A 19,259-nucleotide genomic window follows, 5' to 3' on the forward strand; every position below is an offset into this window, starting at 1 on the left:
GAAGGGCGGTCCTTCCGGCGCCTTTCTGATCATCGTCATTGGTTCTGGGTTCCGGGCTCAGGCCTGCGGCCTGCCCCGGAATGACGGCTCGGGCTGGTCAGGCCTTAGCGGCGGTTTTGGGTTTAGCCGCTGCCTTGGCCGGCGCCTTGGCCTTTGCTGCCGTCTTGGGCTTGGCCGAGGATTTCGCGGCAGCCTTGGCCGGAGCCTTCGTCTTCGCCGCAGCTTTAGGCTTCCCGCCACCCTTGACGCCACTGGCCTCGGCCTTGGCATTGACGAGTTCGACCGCCTGTTCGAGCGTGATCGCCTCCTGCGTCATCGTCTTGGGCAGGGTCGCATTGACCTTGCCCCAGTTGACGTAAGGGCCGTATTTGCCGGCACGGACGACGAGCTTGCCGCCGCCTGGGTGCTCACCGAGATCTCGCCCCGGCACGGCTGCGCCACGCCCGAAGCGGCTGCCGCCGCCGCCACTCTCCTTGGCGACGATCAGGTCGATGGCGCGGTTGCCGCCGAGTTCGAGGATATCGTCATCCTTGTCGATATTGGCGTAGGTCTTGCCGTGCTGGACGTAAGGCCCGTAGCGGCCGATGCCGACGAGGATCGGCTCGCCGCTCTCGGGATGCTTCGCGACCTCCTTCGGCAGGGCCAGCAGCGCCAGGGCTTTCTCCAGCGTCACGCTGGCCGCGCTCATGCCCTTGGGCAGGCTGGAGCGCTTGGGCTTCTCACCCTCGCCGAGCTGGATATAGGGCCCGAAGCGGCCATCACGCAGCGTGACGTCGACCTCCGTGACCGGATCCTTGCCGAGGATGCGCACGCCCGGCGCACCCTGGCCGCCCTCGGCCGTCGCTTCGCCGTCAGCAGCGGAGACGGTCAGCGGCCGGGTGTAGCGGCATTCCGGATAGTTCGAGCAGCCGACGAAGGCGCCGAACTTGCCGAGCTTGAGCGAGAGCGTGCCGGTGCCGCAGACCTGGCAAGAGCGCGGATCGCTGCCATCCTCGCGCGCCGGGAAGACATGGGCGCCGAGCACGCCGTTTAGCGCCTCCAGTACCTCGGTGACGCGCAGATCCTTGGTCTCGCCGATCGATTTGGTGAACTCTTCCCAGAATTCGCGCAGTAGCACTTTCCAGTCGATCTCGGCATTGGAGACCCGGTCGAGCTGCTCCTCGAGATTGGCCGTGAAATCGAACTCGACATAGCGCTTGAAGAAGCTCTCCAGGAACGCCGTAACCAGCATGCCCTTGTCCTCGGGGACGAGGCGCTTCTTGTCGATGCGGACATATTCGCGGTCGCGCAGGGTCGACAGCGTCGCGGCATAGGTCGAGGGCCGGCCGATGCCGAGCTCTTCCATGCGCTTGACGAGGCTGGCTTCCGAATAGCGCGGCGGCGGCTCCGTGAAGTGCTGGTCGGCCGCGATGGCGCGCTTCTCAAGCGGCTCGCCATTCTTCATCGCCGGCAGCTTTTTCGAGTCCTCGTCCTCTTCATCGTCGCGGCTCTCCTGATAGAGCGTCAGGAAGCCGTCGAAGAGCACGACCTGGCCGGTGGCGCGCAGTTCCAGATTGCGCGCGCCGACCTTGGCGGCAATGTCGACCGTGGTGCGTTCGAGCGAGGCCGATTCCATCTGGCTGGCGATGGTGCGCTTCCAGATCAGTTCGTAGAGTTTGGCCTGCTCGGGCTCGAGATGGCGCGCGACCATGGCCGGGAGACGCCCGAGATCGGTCGGCCGGATCGCCTCATGGGCCTCCTGCGCGTTCTTGGCCTTGACCGTGTATTTGCGCGGCACCTCGGGAACATAGGCGTCGCCGAACTCCTTGCCGATGACGCTCCGGGCGGCGGTGATGGCCGAGCCGTCCATGTCGACGCCGTCGGTTCGCATATAGGTGATGAGGCCGACCGTCTCGCCGCCGATGTCGACGCCCTCATAGAGCCGCTGCGCCAGTTGCATCGTCCGCGCCGGGGCGAGGCCCAGTTTGCGCGAGGCCTCTTGCTGCAAGGTCGAGGTCTGGAAGGGCGGATAGGGGTGGCGCTTGACGGGCTTGGCCTCGACATTCGCCACGCTGAAGGCGGCGGTCTCCAGCGCCGCCTTGAAGGCGAGCGCCTCGTCCCCCGTGCCGATGTCGAGCCGGGTGATCTTCTTGCCGTCGGCTCCGACGAGCCGTGCGTCGAAGACGCCGCCTGCGCTGGTGGCGAGCGTGGCCACCAGCGACCAGTATTCGCGGGCCCGGAAGGCCTCGATCTCGCGCTCGCGGTCGCAGACGATGCGCAGCGCCACCGACTGGACGCGGCCGGCCGAGCGTGCGCCGGGCAATTTGCGCCAGAGCACGGGGGAGAGGGTGAAGCCGACGAGATAGTCGAGCGCCCGGCGCGCCAGATAAGCGTCGACCAGCGCCTGGTCGACCTGGCGCGGATTGGCGAGCGCCTTCTGCACGGCGTCCTTGGTCACGGCGTTGAAGGTGACGCGCTCGACGGGGATGCCCTTGAGCGCCCGCTTGGCGTTCAGCGCTTCCAGCACGTGCCAGGAGATGGCCTCGCCCTCGCGGTCCGGGTCGGTTGCGAGGATCAGCTTGTCGGCGCCTTTCAGCGCCTTGACGATCTCGGCGACCTGCTTGGCGCCGCGCCCCTCGATCTCCCACTTCATCGCGAAGTCCTGCTCGGGCTCGACGGAGCCGTCCTTGGCGGGCAGGTCGCGGATATGCCCGAACGAGGCGATGACCTCGTAATCCGAGCCGAGATATTTGTTGATCGTCTTGGCCTTGGCCGGCGACTCGACGACGAGGAGCTTCATGGTGCGTTTCAGTCTCAAAGGGCAAAGGACGGGGCCGGGCAAAGCACAGGGAAAGCACGTTATGTGCCTGCCTGGCGAAGCTTGGCGCAGGGCGCGTTGATAGCGGTTCGGAATGGCGCGCGAAAGTGGTTCACGCCGTTGTCTCTGTCAAACGCCGATTATGCTTTGCCCGGACGGGTGGAGGCCTTACCGGGGGCGCTGGCGTTCGACGACGATGAGCGGAGGATATCGTGTCTGTACACAGCTTGATCAAGCGCCGGACCGCGCAGGACATCCAGGCGCGCAAATCCGGCGAGCCGATCGTCTCCCTGACTGCCTATACCGCTGCGATGGCGGGCATCGTCGACGAGGTCGCCGATTTCATCCTGGTCGGCGATTCGCTCGGTATGGTGGTCTACGGGCTCGACAGCACCGTTCCGGTGACGCTGGAGATGATGATCCGGCATGGCCAGGCCGTGATGCGCGCGACGCGCCAAGCCCTCATCGTGGTCGACATGCCCTTCGGCAGCTATGAGGAAAGTCGCGAACAGGCCTTGCGCAACGCCGCCCGCATCCTCAAGGAGACCGGCTGCGGCGCGGTCAAGCTCGAGGGCGGCGCGCGCATGGCACAGACGATCCGCTTCCTGGTCGAGCGCGGCGTGCCCGTGATGGGCCATGTCGGTCTGACGCCGCAGGCGGTCAACACGCTCGGCGGCTTCAAGGCGCAGGGCCGCAGCAAAGCCGAGTGGCCGGCCATTCTCGCAGATGCCGAGGCGGTCGCGCAGGCGGGTGCCTTTGCGATGGTGGTCGAGGCCGTCGCCGAACCGTTGGCTGTGCAGATCACCGAAGGGGTCGGCATCCCCACCATCGGCATCGGCGCGTCCGCGGCTTGTGACGGCCAGATCCTCGTCCTCGACGACATGCTCGGCCTGACCGGGCGCGTGCCTAAATTCGTGAAAGCCTATGGCAATCTCGCCGCTGAGGTGAGGCAGGCGGTCTCGACCTATGCCGAGGAGGTCAAGGCGCGCCGGTTCCCGGGGCAGGAGCATGTCTACGCGTTGAAGGCCGAGTGAGATGCTGCTTGGGAAAAAGGCGGCGCGGTGGCAGCCGTGCCTTGCGCAGGTCACGACTCGCGCCTAAACACCCTGCTTCAAATGACATCGCCAGCACCGCTTTATCCGCACCGCCACCTCCTCGGCATCGAGGGGTTGTCCCATCTGGACATCGAGGCGCTGTTGGACAGGGCCGACACCTATGTCGCGCTCTCCCGGCAGGTCGAAAAGAAGACGGCGACCCTGCGCGGCCGCACCCAGATCAACCTGTTCTTCGAGCCCTCGACCCGGACGCAGGCCTCCTTCGAGCTCGCCGGCAAACGCCTTGGCGCTGATGTCATGAACATGTCGGTCGCCTCCTCTTCGGTGAAGAAGGGCGAGACGCTGATCGACACCGCAGCGACGCTGAACGCGATGCGGCCCGATATCCTGGTGGTGCGCCATCATGCGGCCGGTGCGGTCAATCTCTTGGCCCGCAAAGTCGATTGCTCGGTGGTCAATGCCGGTGATGGCGCCCATGAGCACCCGACGCAGGCGCTTCTCGACGCGCTCACCATCCGCCGCAACAAGGGCCGCATCGCCGGGCTGACGGTGGCGATCTGCGGCGACATCCTGCATTCGCGCGTCGCCCGCTCCAACATCATCCTCTTGAACGCGCTCGGCGCGAAAGTCCGTCTGATCGCACCCTCGACCCTGCTGCCGGCCGGCATCGAGCGCATGGGCGTCACGGTCTTCACCGACATGAAGAAGGGGTTGGAAGGCGCTGACATCGTAATGATGTTGCGCCTGCAGCTCGAACGCATGCATGGCGCGTTCGTGCCGTCTCCAAAGGAGTACTTCCGCTATTTTGGCCTCGACCGCGAGAAGCTCGACGCGGCCCAGCCGAACGCGCTCGTAATGCATCCAGGCCCGATGAATCGCGGTGTCGAGATCTCCTCGGAGGTCGCCGACGGCGCACAGTCCTTGATCCGCGAACAGGTCGAGATGGGCGTCGCCGTCCGCATGGCCGTACTTGATGCGCTCGCCCAGCACCTGCCGAATGGCTGAGCGCAGTGGACCTCGCCCTTGCCCTGCTGCTGAAGCTGATGCGCCGGGTCCGATACATCTTCGTGGCGCTCTATCTCGTCGTCTCGACCGGGTTCCTCTACGTCGAGCCGCGCTCGGGCTGGACCTGGTTCATCGTCGTCGCGGGCGCCGCTTTATGTCTGGCGTTCTGGGGGCTGGTAGGCTTCTGGACTTATGCCTTCGCGCGCAGGCAGAGCCGTGACGGCAGGAATGGAACCGACCATGGCTGAACTTCAGGACATCGCGATCGTCAACGCCCGGCTCATCGATCCGGCGACAGGGCGCGACGAGCGCGGTTCGCTCCTCATCCGGTCGGGCCTGATCGCGGATGTCGTCTGGGGCGGCGCGCACCCGGCCGTCGCGGAAGGCACGCATCTGATCGATGCGGGCGGTCTGGTTCTGACGCCGGGGCTGGTCGATCTGCGCGCCTTTCTCGGCGAGCCGGGGGCCGAATTCCGCGAAACGCTCGGCACCGGCTCGCAAGCCGCCGCTGCGGGCGGCGTTACCACGGTCGTCTGCCGGCCCGATACCGATCCGCCGATCGACGATCCCGCAATCATCGACTTCATCAAGCGCCGCGCCCGCGACAAGGCCATCGTCAACGTGCTGCCGTCGGCCGCCCTGACCAAGGGGATGCTGGGCAGGGAGATCACCGAGTTCGGCCTGTTGCTGGAAGCCGGTGCCGTGGCGTTCGGCGATGGCGCCAAGGCGGTCCGCAATCCACAATTGCTGCGCCGGGCGATGATTTACGCCCGCGATTTCGACGCGCTGTTGATGAACCATGTCGAAGATCCCGATCTGCGCGGTTCTGGCGTCATGAACGAGGGCGAATTCGCCAGCCGCAAGGGGCTGCCGGGCATCCCCCACGAGGCCGAGACCGTGATGCTGGAGCGCGACATCCGGCTCGCGCGGGCGACCGGCTCGCGCTACCACGCGGCGATGATTTCCTGCGCGGAATCGGTCGAACTGGTGCGCCGGGCCAAGGGGTCGGGCCTGCGCGTCACCTGCGGCGTCTCGATCAACAACCTGACGCTGAACGAGAACGATGTCGGGGACTATCGCACCTTCTGCAAGGTCTCCCCGCCGCTGCGCCATGAGCAGGACCGCCTGGCCATGGTCGCGGCGCTGGCCGAGGGCGTCATCGACGTCGTGGTGTCCGATCATGATCCCCAGGACGTCGAGACCAAGCGCCAGCCCTTTGCGGAAGCCGCCGACGGAGCGCTCGGGATCGAGACCTTGCTGCCGGCCGCCCTGCGCATGGTCCATGCCGGGCAGATCGGCCTCGCCACGCTGCTGGCTTCGCTCTCGGTGCGGCCGGCCGATCTGCTGGGCCTGCCCGGCGGCCGGCTTGCGGTGGGCGCGCCCGCTGATCTCGCCTTGTTCGATCCCGATGCCCCGCATGTCGTCGACAAGCGCAAGCTCAAATCGCGCGCCAAGAACTCGCCTTTCGACGAGGCCAAGCTCGAAGGGCTGGTGCGCACGACGCTGGTCGCGGGCAGGGTGGTCTATCACGACGACGCGGTCTAAGCTCCTATTGTGGGCTGAGACGAGAGGGGCGGCATGCCGGACTGGATGAATTTGGGCCTGTCATGGCCCTCTGTCTGTGCGGCCCTCGCCATAGGCTATCTGCTCGGCTCGATTCCCTTCGGGATCATCCTGACGCGCCTGTCGGGCGGGCCGGATCTGCGCAGCATCGGCTCGGGCAATATCGGCGCGACCAATGTGCTGCGCACCGGCAACAAGAAGCTCGCAGCCTTGACGTTGGCCGGCGACATGCTCAAGGGCACGGCGGCGGTGCTGCTCGGCGCCTATCTGGTCGGCGGCAAGAGCGCCGCCCTGCTGGCAGGGTTCGGCGCGTTTCTCGGCCATCTCTTCCCGGTCTGGCTGCGCTTTCGGGGCGGCAAGGGCGTCGCCACCTATCTCGGTATCCTGATCGGGCTGAAATGGCCGATTGCTGTCACTTTTGCCGCGATCTGGCTCAGCGTCGCCTATCTCAGCCGATATTCCTCGGTTTCGGCGCTGCTGGCGAGCGTGCTGGCGCCGCTCCTGCTCTGGTTCTGGGCGCATGAGTACCAGATGGCGGTGGGAATGGCGCTGCTCACCGTGCTGCTCTGGTGCATGCACCGGGAGAACATTGCGCGGCTGCTCGGCGGCCGCGAAGGCAAGATCGGCCAGAAGGACTGAACGGGCATGGCTGGCGTCGCCCTCACCGATCGCCAGCGCCTGGATTGGCTGAGACTGATCCGCAGTGAAAGCGTCGGCCCACGCACCTTCCGCGCGTTGATGAACCGCTTCGGCGGCGCGGCCGCTGCGCTTGAAGCCTTGCCGGATCTCGCACGGCAGTCCGGCCGCACGCTGCGGCTCTGCACGGAGGCTGAGGTCGAGCGTGAGTTCGCGGCTCTACAGCATCAAGGCGGCCGTTTGATCGCCCTGGGCGAGGCGGCCTATCCGAGGCCATTGCAGGCGATCGATTCGGCGCCGCCCTTGCTGGCGGTGATCGGGGCTGCGGACGCGCTGCTGCGGCCTTGCGTTGCACTCGTCGGCTCGCGCAACGCCTCCGCCGCCGGGCAGAAATTCACAGCCAGGCTGGCGCGCGATCTTGGGGAGGCGGGTTTCGTCGTGGTCTCCGGGCTGGCGCGCGGCATCGACACCGCAGCCCATGAAGCGAGCCTCAAGACCGGAACGATCGCCGTGCTGGCCGGCGGTCTCGACCAGGTCTATCCGCCTCAGAATGAGCCCTTGTTCCAGCGGCTTCTGGAGACCGGTGCCGGGATCAGCGAGATGCCGATGGGCTGGGCCCCGCGTGGGCGCGACTTTCCGCGCCGCAACCGGCTCGTCTCCGGTCTGTCATTGGGAACAGTGGTGGTCGAAGCGGCCCGCAAATCGGGCTCGCTGATCACGGCGCGCTTCGCCAATGAGCAGGGCCGGCAGGTTTTTGCGGTTCCCGGTTCGCCGCTCGATCCGCGCGCCGAGGGCGGCAACCACCTGATTCGTGAGGGCGCGACGCTTTGCGCGGAAGCCGCTCACGTCATCGAGGCGTTGCTGCCGCTGGTCGAGTTCGACCAGAGGCCTGGCGGCGGAGCCGTGATGCGGGATGGCGCGGGAGAGGCTCCGCCTCAGGCGCTGTGGGACGAGCTCGATCTGCCAGGGATTACGCCCGCGCCGAAGACGGAGCTCCCGGCGGAGACGGCTCGGCAGGACAAGGCTTGGCAGGACAAGGTCTTGCCGTCGGAGACGGGCGATCAGGGCATCAATCTGCTCGATCTGCTTGGTACGGCGCCGATCTCGATCGACGATCTCGTGCGCGCCAGCGGCCGTTCCGCTCGCGATGTCAGCCGGGAGCTCTTGGAGCTGGAACTCTCAGGCACAGTTTTACGACAGCCAGGCGGCCTGCTGACGCGCCTGATGCCCTGAGGTCATCCGGCTCTAGTGATCGGGGCGGCAACGCTTGATCTGGTCGCTCGCTTCTTGGCGCGTGAGTTCGAGGAAATAGACCAGATGCCGTAGATCGGCGGCGCGCGCCATCGTGCCGAGTTCGATGAGCAGCAATTCGATATAGTGCGAGACCTCGAACTGAAGCTGGCGTTGCTGGGCGACGCAGCCATCGATCGCGCCAGCCGGTGCCGCGGCCACGGGAGACAAAGCTTCGCCGCCCTTGCGCGGCTGGGTTCCAGGGAGGGCTTGGCTGGGTTCGGCAACTGCAGTCACGTCTATGCCTCCATGGGGTGCAATTGCGCTAGAATGCAACCTGTAGTTTAATAAAGATTGACCTGGCTTTGCCCTCTGCCTTGCAGGTTCACATCAAGGTCGCGCCGGCCTCGCGCTTGAGCTGGACGGATGCTTCGAGCCGCGTCATGTCCAGGAAATAGGCAAGGCTCTCCAGGCTGGCGGATTTCGCCATCCCGAGCATGTCTGCGCTCATGCGCTCGATGTAGAGCGCAGTCGCCTGCTGCAATTCGGAGAGCTGCGGCTCTTCGGTGAGAATCGCGTCGGGCGAGGCGGAAGCGGTGCCGCTAGCTCCGCCGTGCGCGGCGCCGCCGGAGCGTGGGAAGGTAACTCGTCCTCGCGATATCATGGGGCTGAACTCCCGTGACAATGTGCGCGACGTCGCGCGACATCTGGACCCCAATCATACTCGCGGCGTCTTATAAAAACGCAATCAATGCGTGTAAAATTGAATAGTAACGTCCTAAACGTAACGGAGACCACTCAGGTGAGGACGAGCACGGCCAGCGGCAGGGTGCCGAGTGCGAGCAAAGTCTGCATCGTCGTGATCTCGGCCATCAGCGGCGCGTCGCCGCCGAGGTCGCGTGCCAGGAAATAGGCGGCCGTGGCTGTCGGGACTGCGGCGGCGACCACCGTCATCGTCAGGGCAGGCCCCGAGACGCCGAGTTGCCGGGCGAGCGTCCAGGCCAGCACCGGCATGACGACGAGCTTGAGCGCGATGGCCAGGCCATGAGCGAGCCGGGGCTTGGCGAGGCGGCCCAGATCGAGCCCGGCCCCGACCACCAGCAGCCCGATGCCGAGCGCCGCGCGGCCCAGAATGTCGACATAGGTCGCGACCGCGACCGGGAGCAGCCACTGCAACTGGTTGAGGATGAGCCCCAGCGCCGACGACCAGATGAAAGGGTTGAGCGCGACCGAGCGCAGCGTTGCGCCTGGGCTCATCGGCTGCCCGTTGGCGTAGCGCGCCAGCACGATCACGCACATCACGTTCAGCAGCGGGATCATCGCCGCTACCGCGATCGCCATCATCGTCGCGCCGTCGCGGCCAAGGAGCCCCGAGGCGAGCGCCAGGCCCACAAAGGTGTTCCAGCGCACCGAGCCCTGGAAGATCGAGGTGAAGGCCGGGCCCTCAATCCCGAGACGCCGCAGCAGGGGGCGGCTCAACAGAAGAGCCGCGGCGACGCAGAGTATGGTCAGGATCAGGCTCAGGCCCATTGCCAGCACGGGCAGGCGGCTCAGATCGGCGACAGCCAAGGTATGGATCACGACCGCGGGGAACAGCACCTGATAGGTCAGGCGCTCGACGCCGCTCCAATGCGCCGCCGTGACGAAGCCCGCGGTCTTCAGACCCCAACCGGTTGCGATCACCAGGAAGACGGCGACGAGGCTGTTGATCATCGGGCTCATGTCGCGGGCGGATCCAGGTGACGGCAGCTGGTCACGGCGGGCTGGCGGCGCCCGGAATCGGAACAAGCGGCCGAGACGCTCGTTGTTGAGACCGAGAGCATCGTCAAGGCGGGCCATTCTCCTGTCATGATGATGATGCCCGGACAAGGGCGCAGAGGAATGGGCGGGCTGCTGTCGCCGCAATACTGCCGCGATTGGTTCAGGCCGTGTTCAATCCGGCGCAGGCATCTTGTGGATGCTGCTGCTGACCACCTCAGGAGATACCAACATGGCTTCCAAGAGGAGTGTTTTGATCGCGGGCGTGACGGCTGCGGCTATCGCAGGTGCAGGGCTCGTGACGCCTGCCTTCGCAAGCGAGGCGCGCCTGCGGGTCGATGCGCAGAGGCTCGATGCGGCCCCGGCCGAGTACAGCTATTATCGCGGCTATCGTCGCGGTTGGCATGGCGGGCGCGGTGCGGCCATCGCCGGCGCGGTCGGCCTTGGTGTTCTCGGCGCGGCGGCGATCGCCGCGAGCCGCCCGGCCTATGCTGATCCCTATGACGGCTATGACGACGGCTATACCGTTTATGCCCCGCGTCGCCCGATCTATTACGAGCCGGAGCCGGTCTATGAGGCGCCGGTCTACGCTCCGCGCTATCGCTACTATCAAGGCGGCTACGACTCGGGCTATCGCTCACGCAACGGAACGGTCGATCCGTCTCGCGGCGGTCGTTGACCACATAGACAGACCCGGTCTTTCCGGCCGGGCCTGCCGACATGATTTGGGGGAATTCGATGTCTTACGATCGCAAGGCGATATGGCTTTGCCTTGGCCTCGTCGTGTCCGCCATTGGCGGGGCCGGGTCGGCCTCGGCCCAGTATTATCGCGGCTATGACCGCGATCCCGACTATGATCGGCGCAACGGCTACGAGCGCAGGGACGGCTACGAGCGCAGGGACCGCTATGAGCGGCGCGATGGTTACCGCCGCGATGATCGCGGTGGCTACGATCAGGGCCGGCGTGGCTATGATCAAGGTCCCGGAGCACGTCCCGGTCCGGGTCGGGGGAACAGCAATCCTCTCGCCGGCATGAGCCTCGAGGACCAGAAGCGCGCCATCAAGAACCAGCGCGAGGCCGAGAAGAAGCTGATCAAGCGCGGGCTCCTCGGGCAGTGAATCAGGCTTTTTAGCCCGCCTAACGCGACGCGTCGGCTTCATCCGGCGCGGCGTCGTCATGTCCGGTATCGCCCGGCTCCATGCGCATCAACCTGTCGAGTGCACCCTGCAGGATGTAGGCGGCAGCCATCTTGTCGACGACCTCGGCCCGCTTGGCGCGCGAGGCGTCGGCGAACAGCAAGGTGCGGGTGACGGCCATGGTCGACATACGCTCGTCCCAATAGGCCACCGGCAGCGGCGTGAGCGGTGCCAGATTGCGCACAAAAGCGCGCGTCGACTGGACGCGGGGCCCTTCCGAGCCATCCATGTTGAGCGGCAGGCCGATGATCAGCCCCGCGACGGCGTGGCTCTGTGCGATCTTGAGCAGGGCCGCCGCATCAAGCCCGAACTTGACCCGGCGGATCGTCTCCAGAGGCGTCGCGATCTGCCGTTCGACGTCGGACAAAGCGAGCCCGATCGTCTTGGTGCCGAGATCGAGCCCGAGCAATCGGGCATGGTCTGGCAGATCCAGGAAGGTCTCGAGCGGCACGACATTGCTTGACATGCCATGGCCGGTAGCACGCGCCGCCTATCGAGGCGAGCGGCGCGTGCTTGCGTGCCTAGAGCGTTTTCGAGCGAAGTGGGTACCGGTTCGCGTAAAGAAAACGCGTCAAAACAAGGATTTAGAGCAATTGAACGATCCAGTCCGATCGGAAATTGCTCTAATTCACATTTTGCGGCGTGATACCGGCAGCCTGCAGCGAGGCCGCCCATTTCGCGATCTCCGCATTGAGGCGCTTCGCATGCGCCTCGCGGGTCCAGTCGCTCTCCGGGAAAACCTGGGTGCCGGCCGATTTGAAGCGCTCGAGCACTGTGGGATCCTTGAGCGCCGCCCTGAGCGCGCCGTTGAGTTTGTCGAGCACAGGGGTGGGCGTGCCCTTCGGGGCGTAGAGCCCGTGCCAGATCGTCATCTCGAGATCCGTGCCGGTTTCGCGCGCCGTCGGCGTGTTGGGCAGGACATCGAGGCGCTGGGGCGAGGTTACGGCATAGGCGCGGATTTTGTCGCCCTGGATCTGCGGCACCGCCGTGGTCGACTGGTCGCAAAGCAGATCGACCTGCCCGGAGACGAGATCGTTCATTGCCGGCCCTGTGCCGCGATAGGCGACTTGGGTGAATTTCACGCCGAGCGCCTGGCCCAGCAGCACGGCGCAGAGATGCGCGTTCGAGCCGATGCCGGCATGGGCGATCGTCAGCTTCTCGGCCTGGAGCTTGGCATAGGGAAAGAACGCCTTGGCATCGACCGGCGGCAAGGCGAGCTTGCCTGCGAGCACCATTGGACCGGCATTGATCAGGCCGACCGGCGCGAAGGCCGTGCGTGTGTCATAGGTCAGATTGCCGTAGAGCGCGGGCGCCGCGGCGAGGGCGAGATGGTGGATCAGCAGCGTATGTCCATCCGGCTCTGCCGCCGCGAGGCGTCGCGCTCCTGCCGTGCCGCCGGCGCCGGCGACGTTCTCGACGAGGATCGGCTGACCGAGCGTGCGCCCCATATGGTCGCCGACCAGGCGGGCGATGACGTCGCTTGGCCCTCCGGCGGCGAAGGGCACGATCAGGGCGATCGGCTTGCTGGGAAAGCTCTGGGCCCAGGCTGGCATGGCAAGCCCCAGGGCCAGCAGGCCTCCGAGTGCTAGGGCAATTTTCGATCCTATTGGATCGTTCAATTGTTCTAGCCCTTTGTTTTGTCGCGTTTTCCTAGCGCGAACCGGTATCCACTTCGCTCGAAAACGCTCTAGGCGTCTTATGATGTTCGCTGGCATCCATTTCCTCCGGTTTTGAAACCGCTCTGCGGCGGCTTGGTGGGAAAGCGAGCGATCGGACCTGGCGCGTCAGCGCAGGTCGGACAGGTAGTGGGCCTCCTTGGTCAGGCAGATGCTCAGGCGTCGCTCGACCGGCGAGCCATCGAGCGAAAAGGCGATGCGGTCGATCCGCAGGGCAGCTGTGCCGACCGGGGCTGCGAGCAGGCCGGCCTCGTCGGCGTCGAGCGCCACGGCCTTCAAGCGCTCCCGCGCATTGGCGATCGTCACACCGTAGCGGGCGGCGAACAGGCTGTAGAGATTATTGGGGATCGGCCCCGCCTCCAGCCCTGGAAAGACGCGCTGCGGCAAGGTCAGCGTCTCCAGAATGATTGGGACGGCATCGAGCGACCGCAGTCGGCGGATGCGGATGACATCGGCTTCTCCGTCGAGGTCGAGCGCCACGCATTCGGCGTCATCGGCCTTGCCGGTCTCCACCCCCAGCACGGTGCTGTCAGGAAAGCGGCGCTCGCCATCGTCGTGAACCAGCTTGAAGAACTGGAACAGGATGCGCCGCTCGTCATGCTCGGCGACGAAGGTGCCGCGGCCCTGGCGGCGAACCAGCAGGTTCTCGGCAGCGAGCTCGTCGAGCGCCTTGCGTACCGTACCCTGGCTGACGCCGATCTCGGTGGCGAGCTGGCCTTCGCTGGGCAGGCTTTCGCCCGGCGCCCAGACGCCATCCACGAGCCGCCTGACGAAGATCGCCTTGACCTGCCGGTAGAGCGGCCGGAAGCCGAGTGGCTCGGCTGTGTCGGCGATGCGGCGCCCGGGATTTTCTGTCTTGTGCACACTCATATGTCTTATATAAGACTTGGTCTCATCAAGGTCGAGCGCCGATTTGCCGGACCGATCTGGCGTCACCCCCGGAGGAGCCCCGAATGAGCAAGCCCCATCTCCTGGTCCATGAAAAGAAGGACACTGTCGGTGTCGTCGTCGTTGAAGGCCTCAAGGCCGGCACCGACATGCTCGGCGTCGTCACTCACGACAATTCCGATTTTCGCCTGACCGCAAAGATGGACATCCCGATCGGGCACAAGGTCGCGCTCAAGGACATCAAGGCGGGCGATACGATCTGGAAATACGGCCAGGACATCGGCAAGGCCGTCGCCGATGTGAAGCGGGGCGAGCATCTGCACATCCACAACGCCAAGACAAAGCGTTGGTGAAACAAACAAACCCGCGCAACGGCCTGAAAAGAATCAGCAATGGGCTCCCGGCAAGGTTGAGCCCGCAATGAATAGAGGAAGCGCCATGTCGATCGTCGCCAATTTCGATCTCGTGAAGGGCAAGCTCGGCCGCATCAAGGGCCGCAAGATCGAGGTGCCGGAATTCAAGGCCCCGATGGTCCGGCGTCCGACCGGTCGCAGCCTCGATGCCTTCCATGGCTGGCGTCGTGAGAATGGCCGCGTCGGCGTGCGCAACCATGTGCTGCTGCTGCCGCTCGATGACCTCTCGAATGCTGCCTGCGAGGCCGTCGCCAACAACATCAAGGGCACGCTGGCGATCCCGCACGCCTATGGTCGGCTCCAGTTCGGCGAGGACCTCGATATCCATTTCCGCACCCTGATCGGCACCGGTGCGAATCCCAATGTCGCGGCCGTGGTCGTGATCGGCATCGAGGACGGTTGGACCAAGCGCGTCGTCGACGGCATCGCCGCCACCGGCAAGCCGGTCGTCGGCTTCGGCATCGAGGGCCATGGCGACATCGCCACCATCGCCAAGGCCTCCTATGTCGCCAAGGAGTTCGTGCAATGGGCGAGCGAATTGCAGCGCGAGAAATGCGGCATCGAGGAGCTATGGGTCTCGACCAAATGCGGCGAGTCCGACACGACCACGGGGCTCTCCTCCTGCCCGACGGTCGGCAACATGTACGACAAATGGATCCCGCGCGGCATCCATGGCGTCTTCGGCGAAACCTCGGAGATCACCGGCGCCGAGCATCTCTGCAAGGCGAGGGCTGCGACGCCCGAGGTCGGAGAGCGCTGGTACAAGATGTGGAAGGCCTATCAGGACGACGTCATCGAAGCCCACAAGACCGACGATCTTTCGGATTCACAGCCAACCAAGGGCAACATCGCCGGCGGCCTGACCACGATCGAGGAGAAGGCGCTCGGCAATCTCGAGAAGATCGGCCGCGAGTGCAAATACATCGACATCCTGCAGCCGGCCGAGGCGCCGTCGAAGGGGCCAGGCCTTTATTATATGGACACCTCATCGGCCGCGGCCGAATGCGTGACGCTGATGGCGGCGGGCGGCTATGTCGTGCACACCTTCCCGACCGGGCAAGGCAACGTCATCGGCAATCCGATCGTTCCGGTCATCAAGATCACCGGTAACCCGAAGACGATGCGCACCATGCCCGAGCATATCGACGTCGACGTCTCCGGCATCCTGCGCCGCGACCTCACCATCCCCCAGGCTGGCGATGCGCTGATCCAGAATATCGTGCGCACCGCCAATGGCCGGCTGACCGCGTCCGAAGCATTGGGGCATCGCGAATTCTCGATGACCAAGCTCTACCGCTCGGCCTGATCCGCTGCTATCAGCCGGAGCGGCGACGCGAGCCGTCGCTTCGGCCCTGTTCTTGCTGAAGTCATTTGCCGAAGCCATCTCGACCAGACGAGTCGGAGCCGCGTTCTTGCCCGTTGCGACAACCTCACCGCTGAGCGCCTGGCGCCCCCTTTTCGAGGGCATCGCGCTCTCGGTCGTCGTCGCCATCGCCTCCGTGCTGGTCGAGCCGCTGCTCAAGGCCGCAGCCGGCGGCCGCGTCGGCGTCCCCGCCGTCGTGATCGCGCTGGTGATCGGCATGCTGCTGCATCCCTTCGCCAACACCGCCCGCTTCGAGCCGGGCATGACCTTCTGCGTCAAGAAGCTGCTGCGCTGGGCGATCGGGCTGCTGGGCCTGCGCGTCGCGCTTGGCGACATCATCGCATTGGGCCTTTCGACCGCTCTGCTCATCATCGCCTCGATGATCGTGACCGTGATCTGCGGCTTCCTGCTGGCGCGCTGGCTCGGCCGCGAGGCAGGGGTCGGCGCGCTCGCCGGCGTTGCGACAGCGGTCTGCGGGGCGTCGGCTGCGCTCGCGACCGCGACCGTGGTGCCCGATTATCGCGGCAAGGCGGCCGATGTCGCCTTCACCGTCATCGCCATGAACGCCTTCGCGACCCTGGCGATGCTGGCCTATCCCTTGATCTGCGCCTGGCTCAATCTCTCGCCGATGCAGACCGGCATCATGCTGGGCGCGACCATCCATGACGTCGCCCAGGTCGTCGGCGCGGGCCAGGCGGTCTCCGACGAGGCCGCCAATGCGGCGATTATCGTCAAGCTGTTCCGGGTGTTCATGCTGCTGCCGGCGGTGCTGGCGGTGGGCTGGTGGATGGTGCGCGAGGGTGGGCATGCCGAGCATGCGAAGGTGCCGGTCCCGGTCTTCGCGATCGTCTTCCTCGGCCTGTGCCTGCTCAACAGCCTGCTGACGACGCTGCCGGCGCTGGCGGGCATCTATCTGCCGCTGCGCGACGCCTTGCTCGAGGTTTCTCGCTGGGGTTTGCTGATCGCCATCGCGGCACTTGGGCTCGGCACCTCCATGGCGGCGATGGCCCGCCTCGGCTGGCGGCATCTCGTGCTGGTCACGGGCACAAGCCTCGTCATTCTCGTCATCGTCACCGGCGGCCTTCTGGCGCTGGGCTGATCAGGGGAGCGCGAGAAGCGGAAGGCTGCTTCAAGGCGATCTCACCTTTCAACGCTCGAACGAGAGCCGGCCGGAGACCCCATGGCAGATATCATCATCACCGAATTCATGGATGACGCCGCCGTCGCGATGCTGCGCGCGCGCTACGAGGTCCATCACGATCCCGAGCTTTTCGGCAAGCCGGACGAACTGGCTGCGCTGGTTGCGACATCGCCCGCCTTGATCGTGCGCAACCAGACGCAGGTGAGGGGTGCCGTGCTTGCTGCGGCCAAGGCGCTCAAGGTCGTCGGGCGGCTCGGCGTCGGGCTCGACAATATCGACATGGAAGCCTGCACGGCGCGCGGCATCAAGGTTTTCCCGGCGACCGGCGCCAACAGCCTGTCCGTGGTCGAATACGTCATCGGCAGCGCCATGGTGTTGCTGCGCGGCGCCTATTTCGCCAATGCTGCGATGGTCGCCGGAGAATTTCCCAAGACCAAGCTGATCGGCCGCGAGATCGCCGGCAAGCGGCTCGGCCTGGTCGGCTTCGGCGCAATCGCGCGCGACACCGCCAACCATGCCCGATTGCTCGGCATGAACGTCGTCGCCTACGATCCCTACGTGCCAGAGGACGATCCGGCCTGGCAGGCGGCCCAGCGTCTCGACCTCGACGCCGTCCTTTCCAGCGCGGATGTCATCAGCATCCATTTGCCGCTGACGCCGGAAACGCGAGGATTGATCGGCAAGAAGGCCTTTGCCCGGATGAAGCCGGACGCCGTGCTGGTCAATGCGGCGCGCGGCGGCGTCATGGATGAGGAGGCGCTGATCGCGGCGCTGAAAGGTGGCAAGCTCGGCGGCGCGGCGCTCGACGTCTTCGAGGAGGAGCCTCTGCGCGAGGGTGGGAAGCGCTTCGCCGGAACGCCCAATCTGATCCTGACGCCGCATATCGCGGGCAACACGGTCGAGTCGAATGGCCGCGTCTCCGGTCTCGTCGCCGAGCGCGTCATGGCCGCGCTGGAGGGGCGAATATGACAAAGCTGTCGTTTGAGGCGGTCGAAACCAGGCTCGCGGACCTGTTCGCAGCGGCTGGCGCATCTCCCGCCAATGCGGCCTCGGTCGCCTGGGCGCTCGTCATGGCCGAGGCCGACGGGCTCAAGGGCCATGGCCTGTCGCGCGTGCCGACCTATCTCGCCATGCTCAGATCCGGCAAGATCAACGGGCAAGCGGTGCCGATTGCACGCAAGCCGAAGCCCGGCGTTCTGGCGATCGACGCTTGCCATGGCTTCGCCTATCCGGCGATTGATCTCGCCGTCATCGAATTGCCGGCGCTCGCGCGAGAGCAGGGCGTGGCGATCGCCCCGATCCGGCGTTCGAACCATTGCGGCGCAGCAGGCCTCCATGTCGAGCGGTTGGCCGAACAGGGGCTGGTTGCACTGCTTTTCGCCAACACGCCGGCGGCGATCGCGCCTTGGGGCGGGGCGAAACCCGTCTTCGGCACCAACCCGATCGCTTTTGCCGCGCCGCTCGCCGGCCGCGACCCGCTGGTCATCGACATGGCCCTGTCGAAGGTCGCACGTGGACCGATCGTGGCAGCGAAGCAAAAGGGCGAGGCCATTCCCGAAGGCTGGGCGCTCGATCCGGCCGGGAAGCCGACAACCGATGCCGCCGCCGCACTCGCCGGCACCATGGTTCCGCTTGGCGACGCCAAGGGCGCGACGCTGGCGCTCATGGTCGAGATCCTGGCTGCCTCGCTGGTCGGCGCGCATTTCGCTTTCGAGGCCTCCTCCTTCCTTGACGACAAGGGCGGCCCGCCCGACACCGGCCAGCTCATCCTCGCGATCGATCCCTCCGCCATGGGCGGTCATTGGTTCGATGAGCGTATGCGGATGCTGGCGCATGCGATCGAGGACCAGGACGGCACGAGGCTGCCAGGCGTCAGACGCTTGAATTTGCGTGCGAAGGCGAGGGCGGAGGGGATTGATGTCGCTGAGGAATTTCTGGCGGGCACCTGACCTTGATCAGGGGGCGCCATCATCGAGAAGGCCCGCCAGATCGCGCCCACCATAGAGGACGCGCAGGACTGTGACTGTGTTTGCATCGATACGGAATGCAATCGTCACGCGACGATCGAGGCCATAGATGCGCAAGCCCGGCACGAGGTGATCCCGTCGCGTTCCGCGCTCGGGAAACAGGGACAATGATTCGAAGCTCGCACGGATGCGCAGGATGAAGCCCTTGGCGGTTGCCGGGCTGCTGCTGTAGGCGATCCAATCGTAGAGCGAATTCAGATCGCCTTCGGCGAGCGGCGATAGCGCAACTTCATACGCCTTCACGATCGCGTGCCAATCGTTTCAGATGGCGCTCTTCAAGGCGTGCAAAGACCTCATCCATCGGAACCGAAGGCCGCGGATCGGCGAGCGCTTCTTCGACCTTGGCTTTCAGGATCGCGTCGAACTCGCGCTCCTCGCGCTCCAAGGCTCGCAAGCCAGCGCGTAGAACCTCGCTCGCCGAAGCATAGGCTCCAGACTCGACCCGCGCCTCCACCTTTGCCTGCATCTCGCCCAACGTCACTGTCATGGGGCGACTGGTTCTGGCCATAG

General features: G+C 65.7%; 22 protein-coding genes. 13 read left to right on the forward strand and 9 right to left on the reverse strand.

Annotated elements, in window-relative coordinates; genetic code table 11:
* Positions 1 to 97 precede the first annotated feature (97 nt).
* The gene (gene topA, locus BMZ97_RS02160; RefSeq protein WP_092165000.1) at positions 98 to 2,779 is read right to left on the reverse strand and encodes a type I DNA topoisomerase; all 2,682 of its coding nucleotides are present in this window, start codon (positions 2,777 to 2,779) and stop codon (positions 98 to 100) included.
* A 230-nt stretch (positions 2,780 to 3,009) separates the two neighbouring features.
* Between topA and panB the strand changes: the two genes are divergently transcribed.
* The 6 genes from panB (at position 3,010) to dprA (ending at position 8,289) form a co-directional block, all read left to right on the forward strand.
* Positions 3,010 to 3,831, forward strand: coding sequence for a 3-methyl-2-oxobutanoate hydroxymethyltransferase (panB, locus tag BMZ97_RS02165; RefSeq protein ID WP_092165002.1), 822 nt, complete (start codon positions 3,010 to 3,012; stop codon positions 3,829 to 3,831).
* 81 nt (positions 3,832 to 3,912) lie between these two features.
* On the forward strand, positions 3,913 to 4,857 hold the full coding sequence (locus tag BMZ97_RS02170; RefSeq protein ID WP_092165004.1) for an aspartate carbamoyltransferase catalytic subunit: 945 nt from the start codon (positions 3,913 to 3,915) through the stop codon (positions 4,855 to 4,857).
* Positions 4,858 to 4,862: 5 nt separating this feature from the next.
* A complete protein-coding gene (locus BMZ97_RS02175; RefSeq protein ID WP_092165006.1) occupies positions 4,863 to 5,105 on the forward strand; it encodes a hypothetical protein in 243 nt (80 codons plus the stop codon).
* Positions 5,098 to 6,402 (forward strand): dihydroorotase, encoded by a 1,305-nt coding sequence (pyrC, locus tag BMZ97_RS02180; protein WP_092165008.1) that lies wholly within the window; start codon positions 5,098 to 5,100, stop codon positions 6,400 to 6,402. The genes BMZ97_RS02175 and pyrC overlap by 8 nt, the downstream gene beginning before the upstream one ends.
* 33 nt (positions 6,403 to 6,435) lie before the next feature.
* On the forward strand, positions 6,436 to 7,059 hold the full coding sequence (plsY, locus tag BMZ97_RS02185; protein ID WP_092165010.1) for a glycerol-3-phosphate 1-O-acyltransferase PlsY: 624 nt from the start codon (positions 6,436 to 6,438) through the stop codon (positions 7,057 to 7,059).
* Positions 7,060 to 7,065: 6 nt separating this feature from the next.
* A complete protein-coding gene (gene dprA / locus BMZ97_RS02190; protein WP_092165012.1) occupies positions 7,066 to 8,289 on the forward strand; it encodes a DNA-processing protein DprA in 1,224 nt (407 codons plus the stop codon).
* 12 nt (positions 8,290 to 8,301) lie between these two features.
* Here dprA and BMZ97_RS02195 read toward each other — a convergent pair whose 3' ends face one another.
* From BMZ97_RS02195 to BMZ97_RS02200, 3 genes are all read right to left on the reverse strand, one after another.
* Positions 8,302 to 8,583 (reverse strand): hypothetical protein, encoded by a 282-nt coding sequence (locus tag BMZ97_RS02195; RefSeq protein ID WP_139221129.1) that lies wholly within the window; start codon positions 8,581 to 8,583, stop codon positions 8,302 to 8,304.
* 88 nt (positions 8,584 to 8,671) lie between these two features.
* Positions 8,672 to 8,950 carry a hypothetical protein gene (locus BMZ97_RS30555; RefSeq protein WP_139221130.1) on the reverse strand — a complete coding sequence of 93 codons (279 nt, stop codon included), beginning with the start codon at positions 8,948 to 8,950 and terminating at the stop codon, positions 8,672 to 8,674.
* 134 nt (positions 8,951 to 9,084) lie between these two features.
* On the reverse strand, positions 9,085 to 10,008 hold the full coding sequence (locus BMZ97_RS02200) for an AEC family transporter (protein ID WP_175525397.1): 924 nt from the start codon (positions 10,006 to 10,008) through the stop codon (positions 9,085 to 9,087).
* Positions 10,009 to 10,276: 268 nt separating this feature from the next.
* Between BMZ97_RS02200 and BMZ97_RS02205 the strand changes: the two genes are divergently transcribed.
* Both BMZ97_RS02205 and BMZ97_RS02210 read left to right on the forward strand, forming a co-directional pair.
* Entirely contained in the window at positions 10,277 to 10,723 is a 447-nt protein-coding gene (locus BMZ97_RS02205) for a hypothetical protein (protein ID WP_139221131.1), read from the forward strand.
* A 59-nt stretch (positions 10,724 to 10,782) separates the two neighbouring features.
* A complete protein-coding gene (locus tag BMZ97_RS02210; protein WP_092165020.1) occupies positions 10,783 to 11,163 on the forward strand; it encodes a hypothetical protein in 381 nt (126 codons plus the stop codon).
* A 19-nt stretch (positions 11,164 to 11,182) separates the two neighbouring features.
* On the opposite strand, the gene ruvX is transcribed toward BMZ97_RS02210, so the two are convergent.
* The 3 genes from ruvX to BMZ97_RS02225 all read right to left on the reverse strand — a co-directional run bounded on the left by ruvX (position 11,183) and on the right by BMZ97_RS02225 (position 13,781).
* Positions 11,183 to 11,707 carry a Holliday junction resolvase RuvX gene (gene ruvX, locus BMZ97_RS02215; protein ID WP_092165022.1) on the reverse strand — a complete coding sequence of 175 codons (525 nt, stop codon included), beginning with the start codon at positions 11,705 to 11,707 and terminating at the stop codon, positions 11,183 to 11,185.
* Positions 11,708 to 11,864: 157 nt separating this feature from the next.
* Entirely contained in the window at positions 11,865 to 12,794 is a 930-nt protein-coding gene (locus BMZ97_RS02220; protein WP_092165024.1) for a tripartite tricarboxylate transporter substrate-binding protein, read from the reverse strand.
* Between the two features lie 231 nt (positions 12,795 to 13,025).
* Positions 13,026 to 13,781, reverse strand: coding sequence for a GntR family transcriptional regulator (locus BMZ97_RS02225; protein WP_244546195.1), 756 nt, complete (start codon positions 13,779 to 13,781; stop codon positions 13,026 to 13,028).
* Between the two features lie 89 nt (positions 13,782 to 13,870).
* Here BMZ97_RS02225 and BMZ97_RS02230 point away from each other — a divergent pair, with 89 nt between their 5' ends.
* From BMZ97_RS02230 to BMZ97_RS02250, 5 genes are all read left to right on the forward strand, one after another.
* Entirely contained in the window at positions 13,871 to 14,158 is a 288-nt protein-coding gene (locus BMZ97_RS02230) for a UxaA family hydrolase (RefSeq protein ID WP_092165028.1), read from the forward strand.
* A 175-nt stretch (positions 14,159 to 14,333) separates the two neighbouring features.
* On the forward strand, positions 14,334 to 15,524 hold the full coding sequence (locus BMZ97_RS02235; RefSeq protein WP_092166517.1) for a UxaA family hydrolase: 1,191 nt from the start codon (positions 14,334 to 14,336) through the stop codon (positions 15,522 to 15,524).
* Positions 15,525 to 15,630: 106 nt separating this feature from the next.
* Positions 15,631 to 16,680, forward strand: coding sequence for a YeiH family protein (locus tag BMZ97_RS02240; RefSeq protein ID WP_244546196.1), 1,050 nt, complete (start codon positions 15,631 to 15,633; stop codon positions 16,678 to 16,680).
* An 81-nt stretch (positions 16,681 to 16,761) separates the two neighbouring features.
* Positions 16,762 to 17,691 carry a hydroxyacid dehydrogenase gene (locus tag BMZ97_RS02245; protein ID WP_092165030.1) on the forward strand — a complete coding sequence of 310 codons (930 nt, stop codon included), beginning with the start codon at positions 16,762 to 16,764 and terminating at the stop codon, positions 17,689 to 17,691.
* Positions 17,688 to 18,671 (forward strand): Ldh family oxidoreductase, encoded by a 984-nt coding sequence (locus tag BMZ97_RS02250; RefSeq protein ID WP_092165032.1) that lies wholly within the window; start codon positions 17,688 to 17,690, stop codon positions 18,669 to 18,671. Before BMZ97_RS02245 ends, BMZ97_RS02250 begins: the two co-directional genes overlap by 4 nt.
* Positions 18,672 to 18,677: 6 nt before the next feature.
* Here the strand turns inward: BMZ97_RS02250 and BMZ97_RS02255 are convergent, their stop codons facing one another.
* Together BMZ97_RS02255 and BMZ97_RS02260 are read right to left on the reverse strand one after the other, a co-directional pair.
* Complete coding sequence (locus tag BMZ97_RS02255; protein ID WP_092165034.1) at positions 18,678 to 18,992, reverse strand: type II toxin-antitoxin system RelE/ParE family toxin; 315 nt, start codon at positions 18,990 to 18,992, stop codon at positions 18,678 to 18,680.
* Complete coding sequence (locus BMZ97_RS02260; protein ID WP_092165036.1) at positions 18,979 to 19,257, reverse strand: type II toxin-antitoxin system ParD family antitoxin; 279 nt, start codon at positions 19,255 to 19,257, stop codon at positions 18,979 to 18,981. The genes BMZ97_RS02255 and BMZ97_RS02260 overlap by 14 nt, the downstream gene beginning before the upstream one ends.
* Positions 19,258 to 19,259 lie beyond the last annotated feature (2 nt).

Origin of the sequence: Allobosea sp. OK403, from assembly GCF_900113835.1 — a bacterium.
Taxonomy (GTDB): domain Bacteria; phylum Pseudomonadota; class Alphaproteobacteria; order Rhizobiales; family Beijerinckiaceae; genus Allobosea.

Bases quoted from the DNA above. Each gene is read 5' to 3' on its own strand.
- BMZ97_RS02260 (WP_092165036.1), bottom strand. From the start codon at position 19,257: ATGGCCAGAACCAGTCGCCCCATGACAGTGACGTTGGGCGAGATGCAG.
- topA (WP_092165000.1), bottom strand. From the start codon at position 2,779: ATGAAGCTCCTCGTCGTCGAGTCGCCGGCCAAGGCCAAGACGATCAAC.
- BMZ97_RS02220 (WP_092165024.1), bottom strand. From the start codon at position 12,794: ATGCCAGCCTGGGCCCAGAGCTTTCCCAGCAAGCCGATCGCCCTGATC.
- BMZ97_RS02245 (WP_092165030.1), top strand. From the start codon at position 16,762: ATGGCAGATATCATCATCACCGAATTCATGGATGACGCCGCCGTCGCG.
- BMZ97_RS30555 (WP_139221130.1), bottom strand. From the start codon at position 8,950: ATGATATCGCGAGGACGAGTTACCTTCCCACGCTCCGGCGGCGCCGCG.
- BMZ97_RS02210 (WP_092165020.1), top strand. From the start codon at position 10,783: ATGTCTTACGATCGCAAGGCGATATGGCTTTGCCTTGGCCTCGTCGTG.
- ruvX (WP_092165022.1), bottom strand. From the start codon at position 11,707: ATGTCAAGCAATGTCGTGCCGCTCGAGACCTTCCTGGATCTGCCAGAC.
- BMZ97_RS02205 (WP_139221131.1), top strand. From the start codon at position 10,277: ATGGCTTCCAAGAGGAGTGTTTTGATCGCGGGCGTGACGGCTGCGGCT.
- pyrC (WP_092165008.1), top strand. From the start codon at position 5,098: ATGGCTGAACTTCAGGACATCGCGATCGTCAACGCCCGGCTCATCGAT.
- BMZ97_RS02230 (WP_092165028.1), top strand. From the start codon at position 13,871: ATGAGCAAGCCCCATCTCCTGGTCCATGAAAAGAAGGACACTGTCGGT.
- BMZ97_RS02170 (WP_092165004.1), top strand. From the start codon at position 3,913: ATGACATCGCCAGCACCGCTTTATCCGCACCGCCACCTCCTCGGCATC.
- dprA (WP_092165012.1), top strand. From the start codon at position 7,066: ATGGCTGGCGTCGCCCTCACCGATCGCCAGCGCCTGGATTGGCTGAGA.
- BMZ97_RS02200 (WP_175525397.1), bottom strand. From the start codon at position 10,008: ATGAGCCCGATGATCAACAGCCTCGTCGCCGTCTTCCTGGTGATCGCA.
- BMZ97_RS02250 (WP_092165032.1), top strand. From the start codon at position 17,688: ATGACAAAGCTGTCGTTTGAGGCGGTCGAAACCAGGCTCGCGGACCTG.
- BMZ97_RS02235 (WP_092166517.1), top strand. From the start codon at position 14,334: ATGGTCCGGCGTCCGACCGGTCGCAGCCTCGATGCCTTCCATGGCTGG.
- plsY (WP_092165010.1), top strand. From the start codon at position 6,436: ATGCCGGACTGGATGAATTTGGGCCTGTCATGGCCCTCTGTCTGTGCG.